Here is a 12,460-nt window from a genome sequence, read left to right on the forward strand (position 1 = left end):
GCCTCAAATAAGCACAGTCAGTCTGAAGTAGGTCCCGCTTGTATTCCTTCCGAGCCTCCGCAGGCCACGTCGACCTGGCGTTCACCGACAGGTACGGCGGGGTCAGCCGTGCTCCGTACGCCGAGCTCAACCTGGCGGTCAACGGCTCGGACTCGCCTGAGGCGAAGGCCGAGAACCACCGTCTGCTGCTGGCCGACTTCGCCGACGGCGCCCCCTACGCCGACCTCTACCAGGTCCACGGCGACGTGGTCGTCGACGCGGAGCGCGGCACCCGCCCCGAGGCGGACGGGATCGTCACCACCGAGCGTGACCTGGTGCTGCTGGTCCGGACCGCCGACTGCGTACCCGTGCTGTTCGCGGACGAGGCAGTCGGTGTGATCGGCGCGGCCCATGCCGGGCGCAAGGGGATGACGGTCGGGGTCGTGCCTGCGACCATCGCCCGGATGCGCGCGCTCGGCGCGACCCGGATCAAGGCCTGGGTCGGACCGCACGTGTGCGGCAAGTGCTACGAGGTCCCTGCCGAGATGCAGGAGGAGATCGCCGCGGTCGAGCCGGCCGCGCGCGCCACCACGAGCTGGGGCACCCCCAGCCTCGACGTGGGCGCCGGAGTGCTCGGCCAGCTCGCCCGCGAGGGTGTCGAGACGGTCGACGCCAGCCGCTGCACCCGCGAGTCCGAGGACCTCTACTCCTACCGCCGCGACGGTGTCGGCATGTCGCTGGGCGCACTGATCCGGTTGCGTGGTGCCTGATGACGACCAGTCGCACCGAGGAGATCGCCGCCGGGCTCGCTGAGACCCGCGAGCGGATCGCTACGGCTGCCACCGCCGCCGGACGTCTCGCCGAGGACGTCCACCTGGTCGTGGTCACCAAGTTCTTCCCGGCCTCCGACGTGCGCATCCTGGCCGGTCTCGGCGTCACCGACGTAGGTGAGAATCGTCACCAGGAGGCCGCGGCCAAGGCTGCCGACTGCGCCGATCTCGGCCTGCGCTGGCACTACATCGGTGGGCTCCAGTCCAACAAGGCGGCGGCCGTGGCCGGCTACGCCGACGTGGTCGAGTCCGTCGACCGCTCCTCGCTGCTGCCCCGGCTCAGCCGCGGCGCCGGCGAGCGCGGCCAGATCGTCGACGTGCTCCTTCAGGTGTCCCTCGACCCGCCCGGGCGCGCGGGCCGTGCCGGGGCGGATCCCGGTGACGTACGCGACCTCGCCGCTGAGGTCGTGGCCACCGACGGTCTCCGACTACGAGGCCTGATGGCGGTGGCTCCTCTCGGTGAGGAACCGGAGTCGGCTTTCGTTCGGCTGGCGCGGATCCGGGAGGACTTCCTGGTCGAGCATCCCGAGGCGACGGTGCTGTCGGCGGGGATGAGCGGAGACCTGGAGCAGGCGATTGCCCATGGCGCGACACACGTACGTGTCGGGTCCGCGGTCCTCGGAGAGAGGCCAACTGTCAAGTAATGTCTCGGTCAGCAATACTTTGGGGAAGGTGGCGGCATGAGTGAGCGTCAGCGAACGGCAGTGAACCTCAGGCCGTTGCGTCCGTGTTCTTGCGCTACGGGGGTAACGGTATGAGCGGCGCGATGCGCAGGTTCGGTGAATACCTCGGCCTGCTCGAGGACACCGGGTACGACGACGATGTCTACGAGGGTGACGACGACGAGACCCGCTCCCACCAGGCCGTCAAGGCGCCGGTGCGGTCGAAGCAGTCGCGCCCGGCTCCGGTGGCTGACCTTTCCGAGCGGCGACGAGCAACGGTGGTGCCCGCAGTGGCAGAGCTTTCCAAGATCATCACGCTGACCCCGACGTCCTACAACGAAGCGCGTCAGATCGGCGAGAACTATCGCGACGGCACGCCGGTGATCATGAACCTCACCGAGATGAACGATCCCGACGCGAAACGGCTCGTCGACTTTGCGGCCGGGCTGATCTTTGCTACCTATGGAAACATCGAGAGGGTCACCAACAAGGTGTTTCTCATCTCGCCTGCGAATGTCTCGGTCACGGCTGAGGCCAAGCAGCGGATCGTCGAAGGCGGCTTCTTCAACCAGAGCTGAGACCTTCGTCACCTGCCCGTGGGCGCCTGGATGCGGTCCGCATCTGGCATGTCTATGGACAGGCGCTAGAGTTTCGACAGCACTACCTGATGCCGCCCCCCGGCGGTGCAGTCCGTACGTCTGAGTCAACCGAGTAATGAATGGGTGAGGTCATGCCGCTGACGCCAGAGGACGTGAGCAACAAGCGCTTTACTCCCGTCCGGCTCCGCGAGGGCTACGACATGGGCGAGGTGGACCAGTTCCTCGACGAGGTCGAGGCCGAACTGGCACGTCTCACCCGGGAGAACGACGACCTTCGCGGGAAGTTGGCATCTGCGCAGTCGGGTGGGGGTCCGTCCTTCCCGATGGCTCCCGAGCCGCCTGCTCCTGAGCCCATGCCGGCTCCCGAGCCGGTGTCGCACCAGATGCCGATGTATCAGGAGGCACCGCAGACCGGCGGGATCGAGACGATCCGGGTCGAGACCGTGCCGGAGGCGTCCAACGCCGCCGCGCGCCTGCTCGAGCTGGCCACGCGCAACCACGACGCGCTCATCGACACCGCGAAGAACGACGCCGACAAGATCGTCGGCGAGGCCCGCACCAAGGCCGAGCGTCTCGAGGCCGAGTCGAAGGCGAAGGCCGACCGCATGGAGGCAGACGCGCGCACCCGTGCGCAGATGCTCGACAGCGAGACGGCCGAGCGTCGCCAGCAGCTCTTCGGCGAGCTGGAGCGGGAGAAGGACAACCTGACCACCGAGGTCGACACGCTGCGCAACTTCGAGCGTGAGTACCGTTCGCGTCTCAAGAGCTACTTCACGCAGCAGCTCGACGCGCTCAACAACTCGGCTGAGTCGCAGGCGCCCGTCATGGCGGCCGCCGTCAACGAGTCGGGCCCGGCGCCCAAGCGTCTGCGCTCCATCCTGGGGGAGGACGAGGGCTGAGGCCTTCGTAGTCAGGCTTTCAAGAGACCGGCCGGTCCCGCATCGCGGGGCCGGCCGGCTCGTACGTCCGCTGCTGTCTTGGTGTCATCCGGGTGGACGAGTTCTAGCAGGCGGGGCCGTTTCTGTACGGGAAATCGGCGTTTTTTCCGCGCTGCGGACCAATATCCGTGCAGTTTCGGTGTGTTTGTTGAGTAGCGCCCGATCCCGGGCTACATTCCGGGCACGCACTCCGCACCGACTCGGCGGCGCGAAGTGATGGCAGGAGAAAGGGGACTCCATGTCCGTATCTGTGAACGGTCGCGTCGGCGCAACCGTTGAACGCATCTGGGTGGTGCCGTCCGAGCTTTCTGGGAATACCAGCCTCTCGATCATGGCTTCCACGTCGGTGGCCACGGCGAGCGCGTAGCCAACCTGACCACTTGTGCGGCCCGGGGGGCCGTGTCTCACACCAGAAAGCGAGTGCCGTGCCTAAGAAAGCAATCAAGACCGTCGTTTCTCCTGACCAGCTGAAGGTCAAGGACGGCGACGACCCGTGGACCAAGGATGAGCTCAACGAGGTCATCGACGAGCTTCATGAGATGAGGGCTCACAGCCACGAGGTGCTCGTCGCCCTCGAAACCGAGCTCTCCGGTCTGATGAAGGACTCCGGCGACGGTGCCGGCCAGGACCAGGCCGACATGGGAGCGACGAGCTTCGAGCGTGACCACGAGCTGACCGTGGTCAACAGCGAGAAGGACAAGCTGGCCCAGATCGAGCGTGTCCTGGGACACCTCGAGGACGGCACGTACGGCATCTGTGAGTCCTGCGGGGAGCCGATCGGCAAGATGCGGCTCATGGCGTTCCCGCGTGCCACACTGTGCATGACATGCAAGCAGCGCGAGGAGCGTCGCTGAGCGACGCGCATACCGGTCCTGAGTCCAACGTGCATCCTGTTCGATGGGCAGAGTTCGCGGCCGTCGCAGTGCCTCTGCTGGTCATCGACCAGCTCACGAAGCTCTGGGCGGTCGCGACACTCGTTCCCGGGCAGCCACAGGAGCTGGTCGGCTCGGTGCTCCAGCTCAACATCATCCGCAACCCGGGAGCGGCCTTCTCGGCGGGGACCGGCTACACCTGGATCTTCACGACGCTCTCGATCGTCGCCACGATCGGTGTGCTCTGGTTCGCCCGCCGGGTACGTCACCGCGGGTGGGCCATCGCGCTCGGCATCCTGATCGCCGGCATCTGCGGCAACCTGATCGACCGGCTGACGCGTGAGCCCGGGTTCTACCTCGGGCATGTGGTCGACTTCCTGCAGCTGCCCAACTGGCCGATCTTCAACGTCGCTGACATGTGCATCAACGTGGCCGCGGTGCTGATCGTGATCCTCTCGTTCAAGGGGATCGGGCTCGACGGATCGATCGACGGTGCCTCCGACGAGGCCGAGACCAGCCCCGAGACCAGCCCCGAGACCAGCCCCGAGACCAATTCCGCGACCAGCTCCGAGGGCGAGGCGAAGTGAGCTTCGGTCACGCCGACCAGCGCACGCTGATGGTGCCCGACGGCTTGGAGGGAGAACGGGTCGACGCCGCCATGGCGCGGCTGTTCGGCCTCTCCCGCACCCGAGCGGCGGAGCTGATCGCCGAGGGGCTGGTGACCGTGGACGGCTCGCCGGTGGCCAAGAGCGACCGGGTCGGCGCCGGGTCGATGCTCGACGCCACGATCCCGTCGCTGGCCGACCCCTTGGAGATCAAGCCCGAGATCGTCGAGGGCATCAAGATCGTCTACGACGACGATGCGTTCGTGGTGATCGACAAGCCCGTGGGCGTGGCCGTGCACCCCTCGCCGGGCTGGCAGGGCAAGACCGTCGTCGGTCACCTCGTGGCCGCCGGCTTCCGGATCTCCACGTCGGGTGCCAAGGAGCGCGAGGGCATCGTCCAGCGACTCGACGTCGGCACCTCGGGCGTGATGGTGATCGCCAAGTCCGAGCACGCCTACTCCGTCCTCAAGAACGCGTTCCGCAACCGGACGGTCGACAAGACCTACCACGCGCTGGTCCAGGGCCACCCCGACCCGCTCGAGGGGACGATCGACGCGCCGATCGGGCGCAACCCGAAGTACGACTACAAGTTCGCGGTCCGGGCCGACGGGCGCCACTCGGTGACTCACTACGAGACGCTGGAGGCGCATCGGTTCGCCTCCCTGCTGAAGATCCACCTCGAGACCGGCCGCACCCACCAGATCCGCGTCCACATGTCGGCGCTGAAGCACCCGTGCGTCGGCGACCTCACCTACGGCGCCGACCCCGCCCTGGCCCGGCGCGTGGGGATGGAGCGGCAGTGGCTGCACGCGATGCGGCTCGGCTTCGAGCACCCGGAGACCGGTGAGTACGTCGCCTTCGAGTCGACCTACCCCGACGATCTCCAGCACGCGCTCGCCTATGTCCGTGAACAGTACTGAATCCGCGACTCCGGCTGAGGCGGTTCTTCGCGTAGCGGAGCCCGAGGACATCGCCGAGATCGTCAGCACCTACATCGAGGCCCGCGCCGCCGCGCCGATGCCGGCTCCGATCTACCCGGAGTCGGACATCCGGGAGTGGCTGGCGGTCAAGGTCCTGGCGCCCCAGAAGGGGGCGCAGGTCTGGGTCGCGGAGGTGGCCGGCGTGGTCTCGGCCTTCGTCGCCTTCACCCCGACCTGGCTCGACGACCTCTTCGTGCATCCCCGCGTGCAGGGCACCGGTCTGGGCGCGATGCTGCTCGATCTGGTGAAGTCGCTGGCCCCCGACGGCTTCGGTCTCTGGGTCTTCGAGATGAACACGCCCGCGCGAGCCTTCTACGCCCGCCACGGGCTGCGCGAGGTCGAGCGCACCGACGGCTCCGCCAACCAGGAGAAGACCCCCGACGTACGGATGGTCTGGCCCTGACCTGAGCGGCTGGTCGGTGTGACTACTCGGCCTGCAGGTGGGACATCTCGGCTGCGATGAGGGCGATCTCGCGCGGGCCGACGCGGCAGCAGCCGCCGACGTACGCAGCCCCGGAGCGCACCCAGGAGAGGGCCTCGCCGGGGCGGAAGTGAGGGGTGCCGGACCAGGCGCCATCGACGTAGGTCTCGCCGGTGTTGGGGTAGACGACGGCGGGCTCGCCGGTGGCGGTGGCGAGCTGGACGGCGGCGGGGACGTCGGCCGGGTCGCAGCAGTTGACGCCGACGGCGACCACCGAGCGGATGCCGGCAGCCAGCGCCAGGGCGTCGGCCAGGGGCTGGCCGGCGCGGGTGCGGGTGCCGGCGCAGGAGTAGGAGAACCAGACCGGTAGCCCGATGTCGTCGAGAAGGTCCACGAGCACCTCGGCCTCCTCGGTGTCCGGGATGGTCTCGACCGCGATGAGGTCGGGGTCCTCGGTCTCGAGCAGCGCCAGCCGGGGTGCGTGGAAGTCGCGCAGCGTGGCCGCGGTGACCCCGTAGCGGCCGCGGTACTCCGAGCCGTCGGCGAGGTAGGCGCCATAGGGTCCGATCGAGGCGGCGACCAGGCGCCCGGGAGCCTCCTCGGCCACCTCGCGCGCGATACGGACGCTGCGGCGCAGCAGCTCGGTGGCGTAGGTCTGGGTCATCCCGGCCTCCACGAATCCGGGCACGCTCGCCTGATAGCTGGAGGTCGTGGCGACGTCGGCGCCGGCGGAGAAGTAGGCGCGGTGGACCGCCGCGATCTCCTCGGGCGACTCATCGAGCAGCCGAGCCGTCCACAGGGCACCGGACACGTCATGACCGCGTGCTTCCAGTGCGTTGGACAGGCCGCCGTCGAGGATCGTCACCACAACTGGAGACTGTACGTCGGGGCGCCCGAGAAACGCCCTGGGGCGTCGATGAAACTGTCGGCGCCGCCAGATAGTCTGTAGTCCTTCCCCCAGGTCGTCCGTTTGTGCACGGGCTCCTGCGCCCGCTCCATCCGTTCGACCTCGAGGAGGGCTCTACGCCAATGGCGGCCGGCTCCAAGGACTCTTTCGTCCACCTGCACGTCCACACCGAATACTCGATGCTGGATGGTGCCTCGCTCCTCGACGGGCTCTTCAGCCGTACCGCCGAGCTGGAGATGCCGGCGATCGCGATGACCGACCACGGCAACATGCACGGGGCCTACGACTTCTGGAAGAAGGCGAAGGCTCACGACGTCAAGCCGATCATCGGCATCGAGGCCTACATCACCCCCAACACCCCGCGAGGCGAGCGCAAGCGGGTGCGGTGGGGCCGCGGCGATCAGGCGCAGGAGGGCGGCGACGACGTCTCGGGCGGTGGTGCCTACACCCACATGACGATGTGGGCGGAGTCGACCGAGGGGATGCACAACCTCTTCCGGCTCTCCTCCCGCTCCAGCCTGGAGGGCTACTACTTCAAGCCGCGGATGGACAAGGAGATCCTCGCCGAGCACTCCAAGGGGATCATCGTCTCCACCGGCTGCCCCTCCGGCGCCATCCAGACCCGGCTGCGGCTGGGTCAGTGGGACGAGGCACTCAAGGAAGCCGGTGAGCTGCAGGACATCTTCGGCAAGGACAACGTCTTCCTGGAGCTGATGGACCACGGCATCTCGATCGAGAAGCGGGTCCGCGACGACCTGCTCAAGCTCGGCAAGGCGATGAACATCGCCCCCGTGGCCACCAACGACTCCCACTACACCAGCCCGGAGGACGCGGGCGCCCACGAGGCGCTGCTGTGTGTCCAGTCGGGCAGCCGGATGACCGAGCCGCCCTACTCCAAGGGCGGCAAGCGGTTCGCCTTCGAGGGCAGCGGCTACTACATCAAGACCGCCGCCGAGATGCGTGAGCTGTGGGGCCGGCAGGACCTGATCGAGGCCTGCGACAACACCCTGCTGATCGCCGAGCGCTGCGACGTGCAGTTCACGGAGTCGACCGGTGGCTACATGGCGCTCGCCGACATCCCCGAGGGCGAGACCGAGGAGTCGTGGCTGCGCAAGGAGACCTGGCGCGGCATCGAGCTGCGCTACCCGGGCGAGAAGACGACCCAGGAGGTCCGGGACCGCGTCGAGTTCGAGATCGACGTGATCCTGCAGAAGGGCTACCCGGGCTACTTCCTGGTGGTCGCCGACTTCATCCAGTGGTCGAAGGACAACGGGATCCGGATCGGCCCTGGGCGTGGCTCGGGTGCGGGCTCGATCGTGGCCTACGCGCTGCGGATCACCGACCTCGACCCGCTCGAGCACGGACTCTTCTTCGAGCGGTTCCTCAACCCCGAGCGTCCCTCGATGCCCGACTTCGACATCGACTTCGACGACCATCGCCGTGGCGAGACGATCAAGTACGTCATGGACAAGTACGGCGCGGAGAAGGTCGCCCAGATCGCCACCTTCGGGCGGATCAAGGCCAAGCAGGCGATCAAGGACGCCGCCCGCATCCTCGACCACGGCTTCGCGATCGGCGACCGGATCACGAAGGCGCTGCCGGCCGACGTGATGGGCAAGGGGGTGCCGCTCAAGGAGCTGTTCAACCCCGACCACAAGCGCTACGGCGAGGGTGGCGACTTCCGCGCTCTGCATGACACCGACCCGGATGTGAAGAAGATCTACGAGACCGCGATCGGTCTCGAGGGTCAGATCCGGCAGACCGGCATCCATGCCGCGGGCGTGATCATGGCCTCCGAGCCGATCATCGACATCGTCCCGCTGATGGAGCCGAAGCAGGACGGCCAGGTCGTCACCCAGTTCGAGTATCCGACCTGTGAGGCGCTCGGCCTGGTCAAGATGGACTTCCTGGGCCTCTCCAACCTCCACACTCTCGAGGACGCGCTGGACAACATCCGCGCCAACCGGGACATCGACCTGGTGCTCGAGGAGGTCCCCTTCGACGACAAGGCGACCTACGAGCTGATGCAGCGCGGCGACACGCTCGGCGTCTTCCAGCTCGATGGTGGCGGCATGCGTGCCCTGCTGCGCTCGATGCTCCCCGACCGGTTCGCCGACATCACCGCGGTCTCCGCGCTCTACCGTCCGGGCCCGATGGGCGCCGACTCCCACAACAAGTACGCCCACCGCAAGAACGGCCGTGAGCCGATCGTGCCGATCCACCCCGAGCTCGAGAAGCCGCTCGAGGAGGTGCTGGGGGAGACGTACGGCCTGATCGTCTATCAAGAGCAGGTGATGTCGATCGCCCAGGTCCTGGCGGGGTTCACGCTCGGACAGGCGGACAACCTCCGCCGCGCGATGGGCAAGAAGAAGAAGGCCGAGCTCGACAAGCAGTACGCCGGTTTCCAGGCAGGCATGCTCGAGCGTGGCTACTCCCAGAAGGCGATCGACACGATCTGGGAGATCCTGCTGCCGTTCTCCGACTACGCCTTCAACAAGTCGCACTCGGCGGCCTACGGCGTGGTCACCTACTGGACCGCCTACCTGAAGGCCAACTACCCGACCGAGTACATGGCCGCGCTCTTGACCTCGGTCAAGAACGACAAGGACAAGATGGCGATCTACCTCAACGAGTGTCGCCGGATGAAGATCGCGGTGCTGCCGCCCGACGTCAACGAGTCCGCCCACGACTTCACCGCGGTCGGCTCCGACATCCGCTTCGGCCTGACCGCCGTGCGCAACGTGGGCGCTCAGGTGGTCGACGGGATGATCGAGGCGCGCACCACGAAGGGTCGCTTCGCGGACTTCAACGACTATCTCTCCAAGGTGCCCGAGCGGGCCTGCAACAAGCGAGTGATCGAGTCGCTGATCAAGGCCGGTGCCTTCGACGACATGAAGCACCGCCGCCGCGCGCTGGTGGCGATCCACGAGACCGCGGTGGACCAGTACATCGACATCAAGCGCAACGAGGCGATCGGGCAGGACTCGCTCTTCGGCGGCCTCGAGGAGGACGGCGGCGACGGCTTCGGCGTCTCGGTGGCCATCCCCGAGATGGACGAGTGGGACAAGATGACCCTGCTCGGACACGAGCGCGAGATGCTCGGCCTCTACGTCTCCGACCATCCGCTGATGGGTCTCGAGCACGTCCTCGCCAACGGCACCGACTGCACCATCGGCCAGCTGATGACCGATGAGTCCCGGCCCCACAACACCACCGTCACGGTCTCCGGGCTGGTCACGAACGTCAACCGGCGGATCACCAAGAAGGGTGACGCCTGGGCGACGGTGACCTTGGAGGACCTGGAGGGTTCGGTGGAGGTGCTGCTCTTCCCCTCGTCCTACCAGCTGGCCGCGCCGCACCTGGTCGAGGACTCGATCATCCGGGTCAAGGGCCAGCTCTCCCGCGACAAGGACCAGCCCGAGCTGCGCGGCCAGGAGGTCACCGTCCCGGACCTGACCGGCGGTCCGGGCGCCGCGGGCGGACCGGTGGTGATCTCGCTGCCGTCGACGCGGTGCACGCCGCAGGTGATCGCATCGCTGCGTGACGTACTGACCACCTATCCCGGAGTAGCCGAGGTCAGGCTACGGTTGATGACACGGGACGCGACCCGGGTCATGAAGCTCGATGACCGGCTGAGGGTGGCACCGACTCCCGAGCTGTTCGCCGACCTCAAACACCTCCTCGGACCAGGATGCCTGACAATCTGATCGTGCCGCCGCCGCCCAGTCTTCACCCGACCGTCCGCCGCGCCGCGCGCCCCGACCTGTCCCGCCCGGTGTGGATCCAGGTGGCCATCACCGTGGCTGCGTTCGTGGTCGGCGGTCTCGCGGCGGGTCTCGCCGCGGCCACCCTGTGGACCCCGCCGACCGGGATGGTGCTCGAGGACAAGTGGTATCGGGGCCTCGTCTCGATCGACCCGCCCGCGATCGGGCAGAACATCGACCAGGGCGTCTTCGCGGCGACCGCATGGTTCTCCGTCTGCGCGATCGTGCTCGGCCTGCTGGTCGGCATCGCGGCCGCGGTCTGGCTCAACCGCTCCGAGCTCGTCACCCTCGCCGCGGTGACGGTCGGGGGAGCGATCGGTGGGGCCCTGATGCTGCTGGTCACCTCGTCGCTCTCCCCCGAGGACCCGAACAGTCTCGCCAAGGGCGCCGCTGACGGCACCGTGCTCGAGGACAGCTTCCAGCTGGCCTCGCCGTGGCTGGTTCTGCTGGTCCCGGGCTCGGCGATGCTGGCGCTGATGGTCATCTTCCTGATGTGGGCGCCGCACCAGCTCGACGACCCGGAGGATCAGCCCGGCTCCTGAGGCCGGCGTGCTCACGCCCGGCAGCAGCGCCGGGGTGGCTCTACCTGGCGATCGGTGCGGTGGTGGCGTCCGTGATCGCGACCAGGTCCGCCGGAGCGAGCTCGAGGTCGAGACCCCGGCGGCCGCCAGAGACGTAGACGGTCTCGTACGCCGCAGCCGACTCGTCGAGGACGGTGGGGTGGGAACGCTTCTGGCCGACGGGAGAGATCCCGCCCGCGACGTACCCGGTGGCGCGCTCGGCGGCGGCGACGTCGGCCATCTGCGCCTTCGTGCCGCCGAGGGCACGAGCGAGCGCCTTGAGGTCCAGCTGGCGGGTGACCGGGACGATGCCGACCACGAGGTTGCCGTCGAGCGAGGCCATCAAGGTCTTGAAGACCCGCCCCGGCTCGACGCCGAGGGCCTCGGCGGCCTCCAGGCCGTAGGACTCGGCGCGCGGATCGTGCTCGTAGGGGTGGAGCGTGAAGTCGATGCCGGCCCGGGTGAGGGCGACGGTCGCGGGAGTGCCGCCGGCTCGCTTCCCGGCCTGCTTCTTCGGCATCAGTTGGGCGACCACTTCGTGCGGGCGACCTCGGTGGCGGGGAGCGAGGGGATGACGTTCATCGCCCTGAGCTCTGCTCGGAGCAGGTCGGTGACCATACCGAGGCGGATCCCGGCGTCGGGTGCCTCCAGGAGAGCCTGCCGGTCGGGCATCGGCAGGGGAGTGGTGGCCGAGATGGTCCAGGAGAGGAACTCCGGGTCCTTGGGGAGCGAGCCGGTGAACGGGTCCTCGCGGAACTCGAGCAGCGCGGCGCGGTAGGCGGTGAAGGTGGCCCGGGCGGTGTCGACGATGGCGCGCGGGACGGCGACGTGCTCCTCGGGAATCTCCTCGATGTCGGCGACGGGGAAGTCACCGCTGCTGACCAGGCTGTCCATCCGGATCCGGTCGACAGCGAGCACCTCGAGATCGAAGGAGCCGTCGTGGTGCTGCTCGACCTCGGTGATCAGCAGTTTCACCCCGACCCGGTAGAGCGACTGGGCGCCGGTCTCGCCGACCTCGTAGCCCTCGCGGATCGCGACCGTGCCGAAGTGGCGCTCCTCCTCTTCCTGGCGGAGCAGGTGGTGCACCATCGCGCGGTAGCGGTCCTCGAAGACCCGCAGCGGCAGCGTCACGCCGGGAAACAGGACAGCGCCGACCGGGAACATCGGTAGCCGCTCGTTCACGCCACCACCTCCGTCGCGCAAGCCGTTGCGCGAGCGCCAGGATACGGGGGTGGCGGCGTGATGTCTGCACCGAGGTGTCCCGGGACCGCGCGGTCTTCGCGACCAGCCGCTCGCACGCCTGCCGGCTCGTGTCGGCGGCCTCCTCGTCAGGGATGGAGGCA

General features: G+C 68.1%; 13 protein-coding genes. 10 read left to right on the plus strand and 3 right to left on the minus strand.

Annotation, left to right across the window (positions count from 1 at the left end):
• Window positions 1-38: 38 nt before the first annotated feature.
• From pgeF to ABZZ22_RS11715, 8 genes are all read left to right on the plus strand, one after another.
• The gene (pgeF, locus tag ABZZ22_RS11680; RefSeq protein ID WP_354931014.1) at window positions 39-749 is read left to right on the plus strand and encodes a peptidoglycan editing factor PgeF; all 711 of its coding nucleotides are present in this window, start codon (window positions 39-41) and stop codon (window positions 747-749) included.
• Entirely contained in the window at window positions 749-1,453 is a 705-nt protein-coding gene (locus tag ABZZ22_RS11685) for a YggS family pyridoxal phosphate-dependent enzyme (protein WP_354931017.1), read from the plus strand. Before pgeF ends, ABZZ22_RS11685 begins: the two co-directional genes overlap by 1 nt.
• Window positions 1,454-1,563: 110 nt before the next feature.
• A complete protein-coding gene (sepF, locus tag ABZZ22_RS11690; protein ID WP_141803932.1) occupies window positions 1,564-2,049 on the plus strand; it encodes a cell division protein SepF in 486 nt (161 codons plus the stop codon).
• A 152-nt stretch (window positions 2,050-2,201) separates the two neighbouring features.
• Complete coding sequence (locus tag ABZZ22_RS11695) at window positions 2,202-2,969, plus strand: DivIVA domain-containing protein (RefSeq protein WP_040757109.1); 768 nt, start codon at window positions 2,202-2,204, stop codon at window positions 2,967-2,969.
• A 464-nt stretch (window positions 2,970-3,433) separates the two neighbouring features.
• Entirely contained in the window at window positions 3,434-3,862 is a 429-nt protein-coding gene (locus ABZZ22_RS11700) for a TraR/DksA C4-type zinc finger protein (protein WP_354931021.1), read from the plus strand.
• Window positions 3,835-4,467, plus strand: a complete 633-nt coding sequence (gene lspA, locus ABZZ22_RS11705) for a signal peptidase II (protein WP_354931024.1) — start codon at window positions 3,835-3,837, stop codon at window positions 4,465-4,467. The genes ABZZ22_RS11700 and lspA overlap by 28 nt, the downstream gene beginning before the upstream one ends.
• Window positions 4,468-4,496: 29 nt before the next feature.
• Entirely contained in the window at window positions 4,497-5,405 is a 909-nt protein-coding gene (locus tag ABZZ22_RS11710) for an RluA family pseudouridine synthase (protein WP_354931048.1), read from the plus strand.
• Window positions 5,392-5,868, plus strand: a complete 477-nt coding sequence (locus tag ABZZ22_RS11715; protein ID WP_354931027.1) for a GNAT family N-acetyltransferase — start codon at window positions 5,392-5,394, stop codon at window positions 5,866-5,868. Before ABZZ22_RS11710 ends, ABZZ22_RS11715 begins: the two co-directional genes overlap by 14 nt.
• 22 nt (window positions 5,869-5,890) lie before the next feature.
• Here the strand turns inward: ABZZ22_RS11715 and mmuM are convergent, their stop codons facing one another.
• Window positions 5,891-6,754 carry a homocysteine S-methyltransferase gene (mmuM, locus tag ABZZ22_RS11720; protein ID WP_354931030.1) on the minus strand — a complete coding sequence of 288 codons (864 nt, stop codon included), beginning with the start codon at window positions 6,752-6,754 and terminating at the stop codon, window positions 5,891-5,893.
• Window positions 6,755-6,915: 161 nt separating this feature from the next.
• Here mmuM and dnaE point away from each other — a divergent pair, with 161 nt between their 5' ends.
• Together dnaE and ABZZ22_RS11730 are read left to right on the plus strand one after the other, a co-directional pair.
• Window positions 6,916-10,500: a DNA polymerase III subunit alpha gene (gene dnaE / locus ABZZ22_RS11725; RefSeq protein ID WP_354931033.1), complete on the plus strand. Its 3,585-nt coding sequence runs from the start codon at window positions 6,916-6,918 to the stop codon at window positions 10,498-10,500.
• Entirely contained in the window at window positions 10,485-11,099 is a 615-nt protein-coding gene (locus ABZZ22_RS11730; RefSeq protein WP_354931036.1) for a hypothetical protein, read from the plus strand. Before dnaE ends, ABZZ22_RS11730 begins: the two co-directional genes overlap by 16 nt.
• A 40-nt stretch (window positions 11,100-11,139) precedes the next feature.
• Here the strand turns inward: ABZZ22_RS11730 and ybaK are convergent, their stop codons facing one another.
• A complete protein-coding gene (ybaK, locus tag ABZZ22_RS11735) occupies window positions 11,140-11,637 on the minus strand; it encodes a Cys-tRNA(Pro) deacylase (protein ID WP_354931039.1) in 498 nt (165 codons plus the stop codon).
• Entirely contained in the window at window positions 11,637-12,299 is a 663-nt protein-coding gene (locus ABZZ22_RS11740; protein ID WP_354931042.1) for an LON peptidase substrate-binding domain-containing protein, read from the minus strand. The genes ybaK and ABZZ22_RS11740 overlap by 1 nt, the downstream gene beginning before the upstream one ends.
• Window positions 12,300-12,460 lie beyond the last annotated feature (161 nt).

The organism is Nocardioides sp. NPDC006273 (assembly GCF_040613495.1).
Taxonomy (GTDB): domain Bacteria; phylum Actinomycetota; class Actinomycetes; order Propionibacteriales; family Nocardioidaceae; genus Nocardioides.

What these genes read in the sequence shown, in the direction of transcription:
- lspA (WP_354931024.1), top strand. Translation starts at nt 3,835, where the DNA reads ATGCAAGCAGCGCGAGGAGCGTCGCTGAGCGACGCGCATACCGGTCCT.
- ybaK (WP_354931039.1), bottom strand. Translation starts at nt 11,637, where the DNA reads ATGCCGAAGAAGCAGGCCGGGAAGCGAGCCGGCGGCACTCCCGCGACC.
- sepF (WP_141803932.1), top strand. Translation starts at nt 1,564, where the DNA reads ATGAGCGGCGCGATGCGCAGGTTCGGTGAATACCTCGGCCTGCTCGAG.
- ABZZ22_RS11685 (WP_354931017.1), top strand. Translation starts at nt 749, where the DNA reads ATGACGACCAGTCGCACCGAGGAGATCGCCGCCGGGCTCGCTGAGACC.
- ABZZ22_RS11710 (WP_354931048.1), top strand. Translation starts at nt 4,497, where the DNA reads ATGGTGCCCGACGGCTTGGAGGGAGAACGGGTCGACGCCGCCATGGCG.
- ABZZ22_RS11695 (WP_040757109.1), top strand. Translation starts at nt 2,202, where the DNA reads ATGCCGCTGACGCCAGAGGACGTGAGCAACAAGCGCTTTACTCCCGTC.
- ABZZ22_RS11730 (WP_354931036.1), top strand. Translation starts at nt 10,485, where the DNA reads ATGCCTGACAATCTGATCGTGCCGCCGCCGCCCAGTCTTCACCCGACC.
- dnaE (WP_354931033.1), top strand. Translation starts at nt 6,916, where the DNA reads ATGGCGGCCGGCTCCAAGGACTCTTTCGTCCACCTGCACGTCCACACC.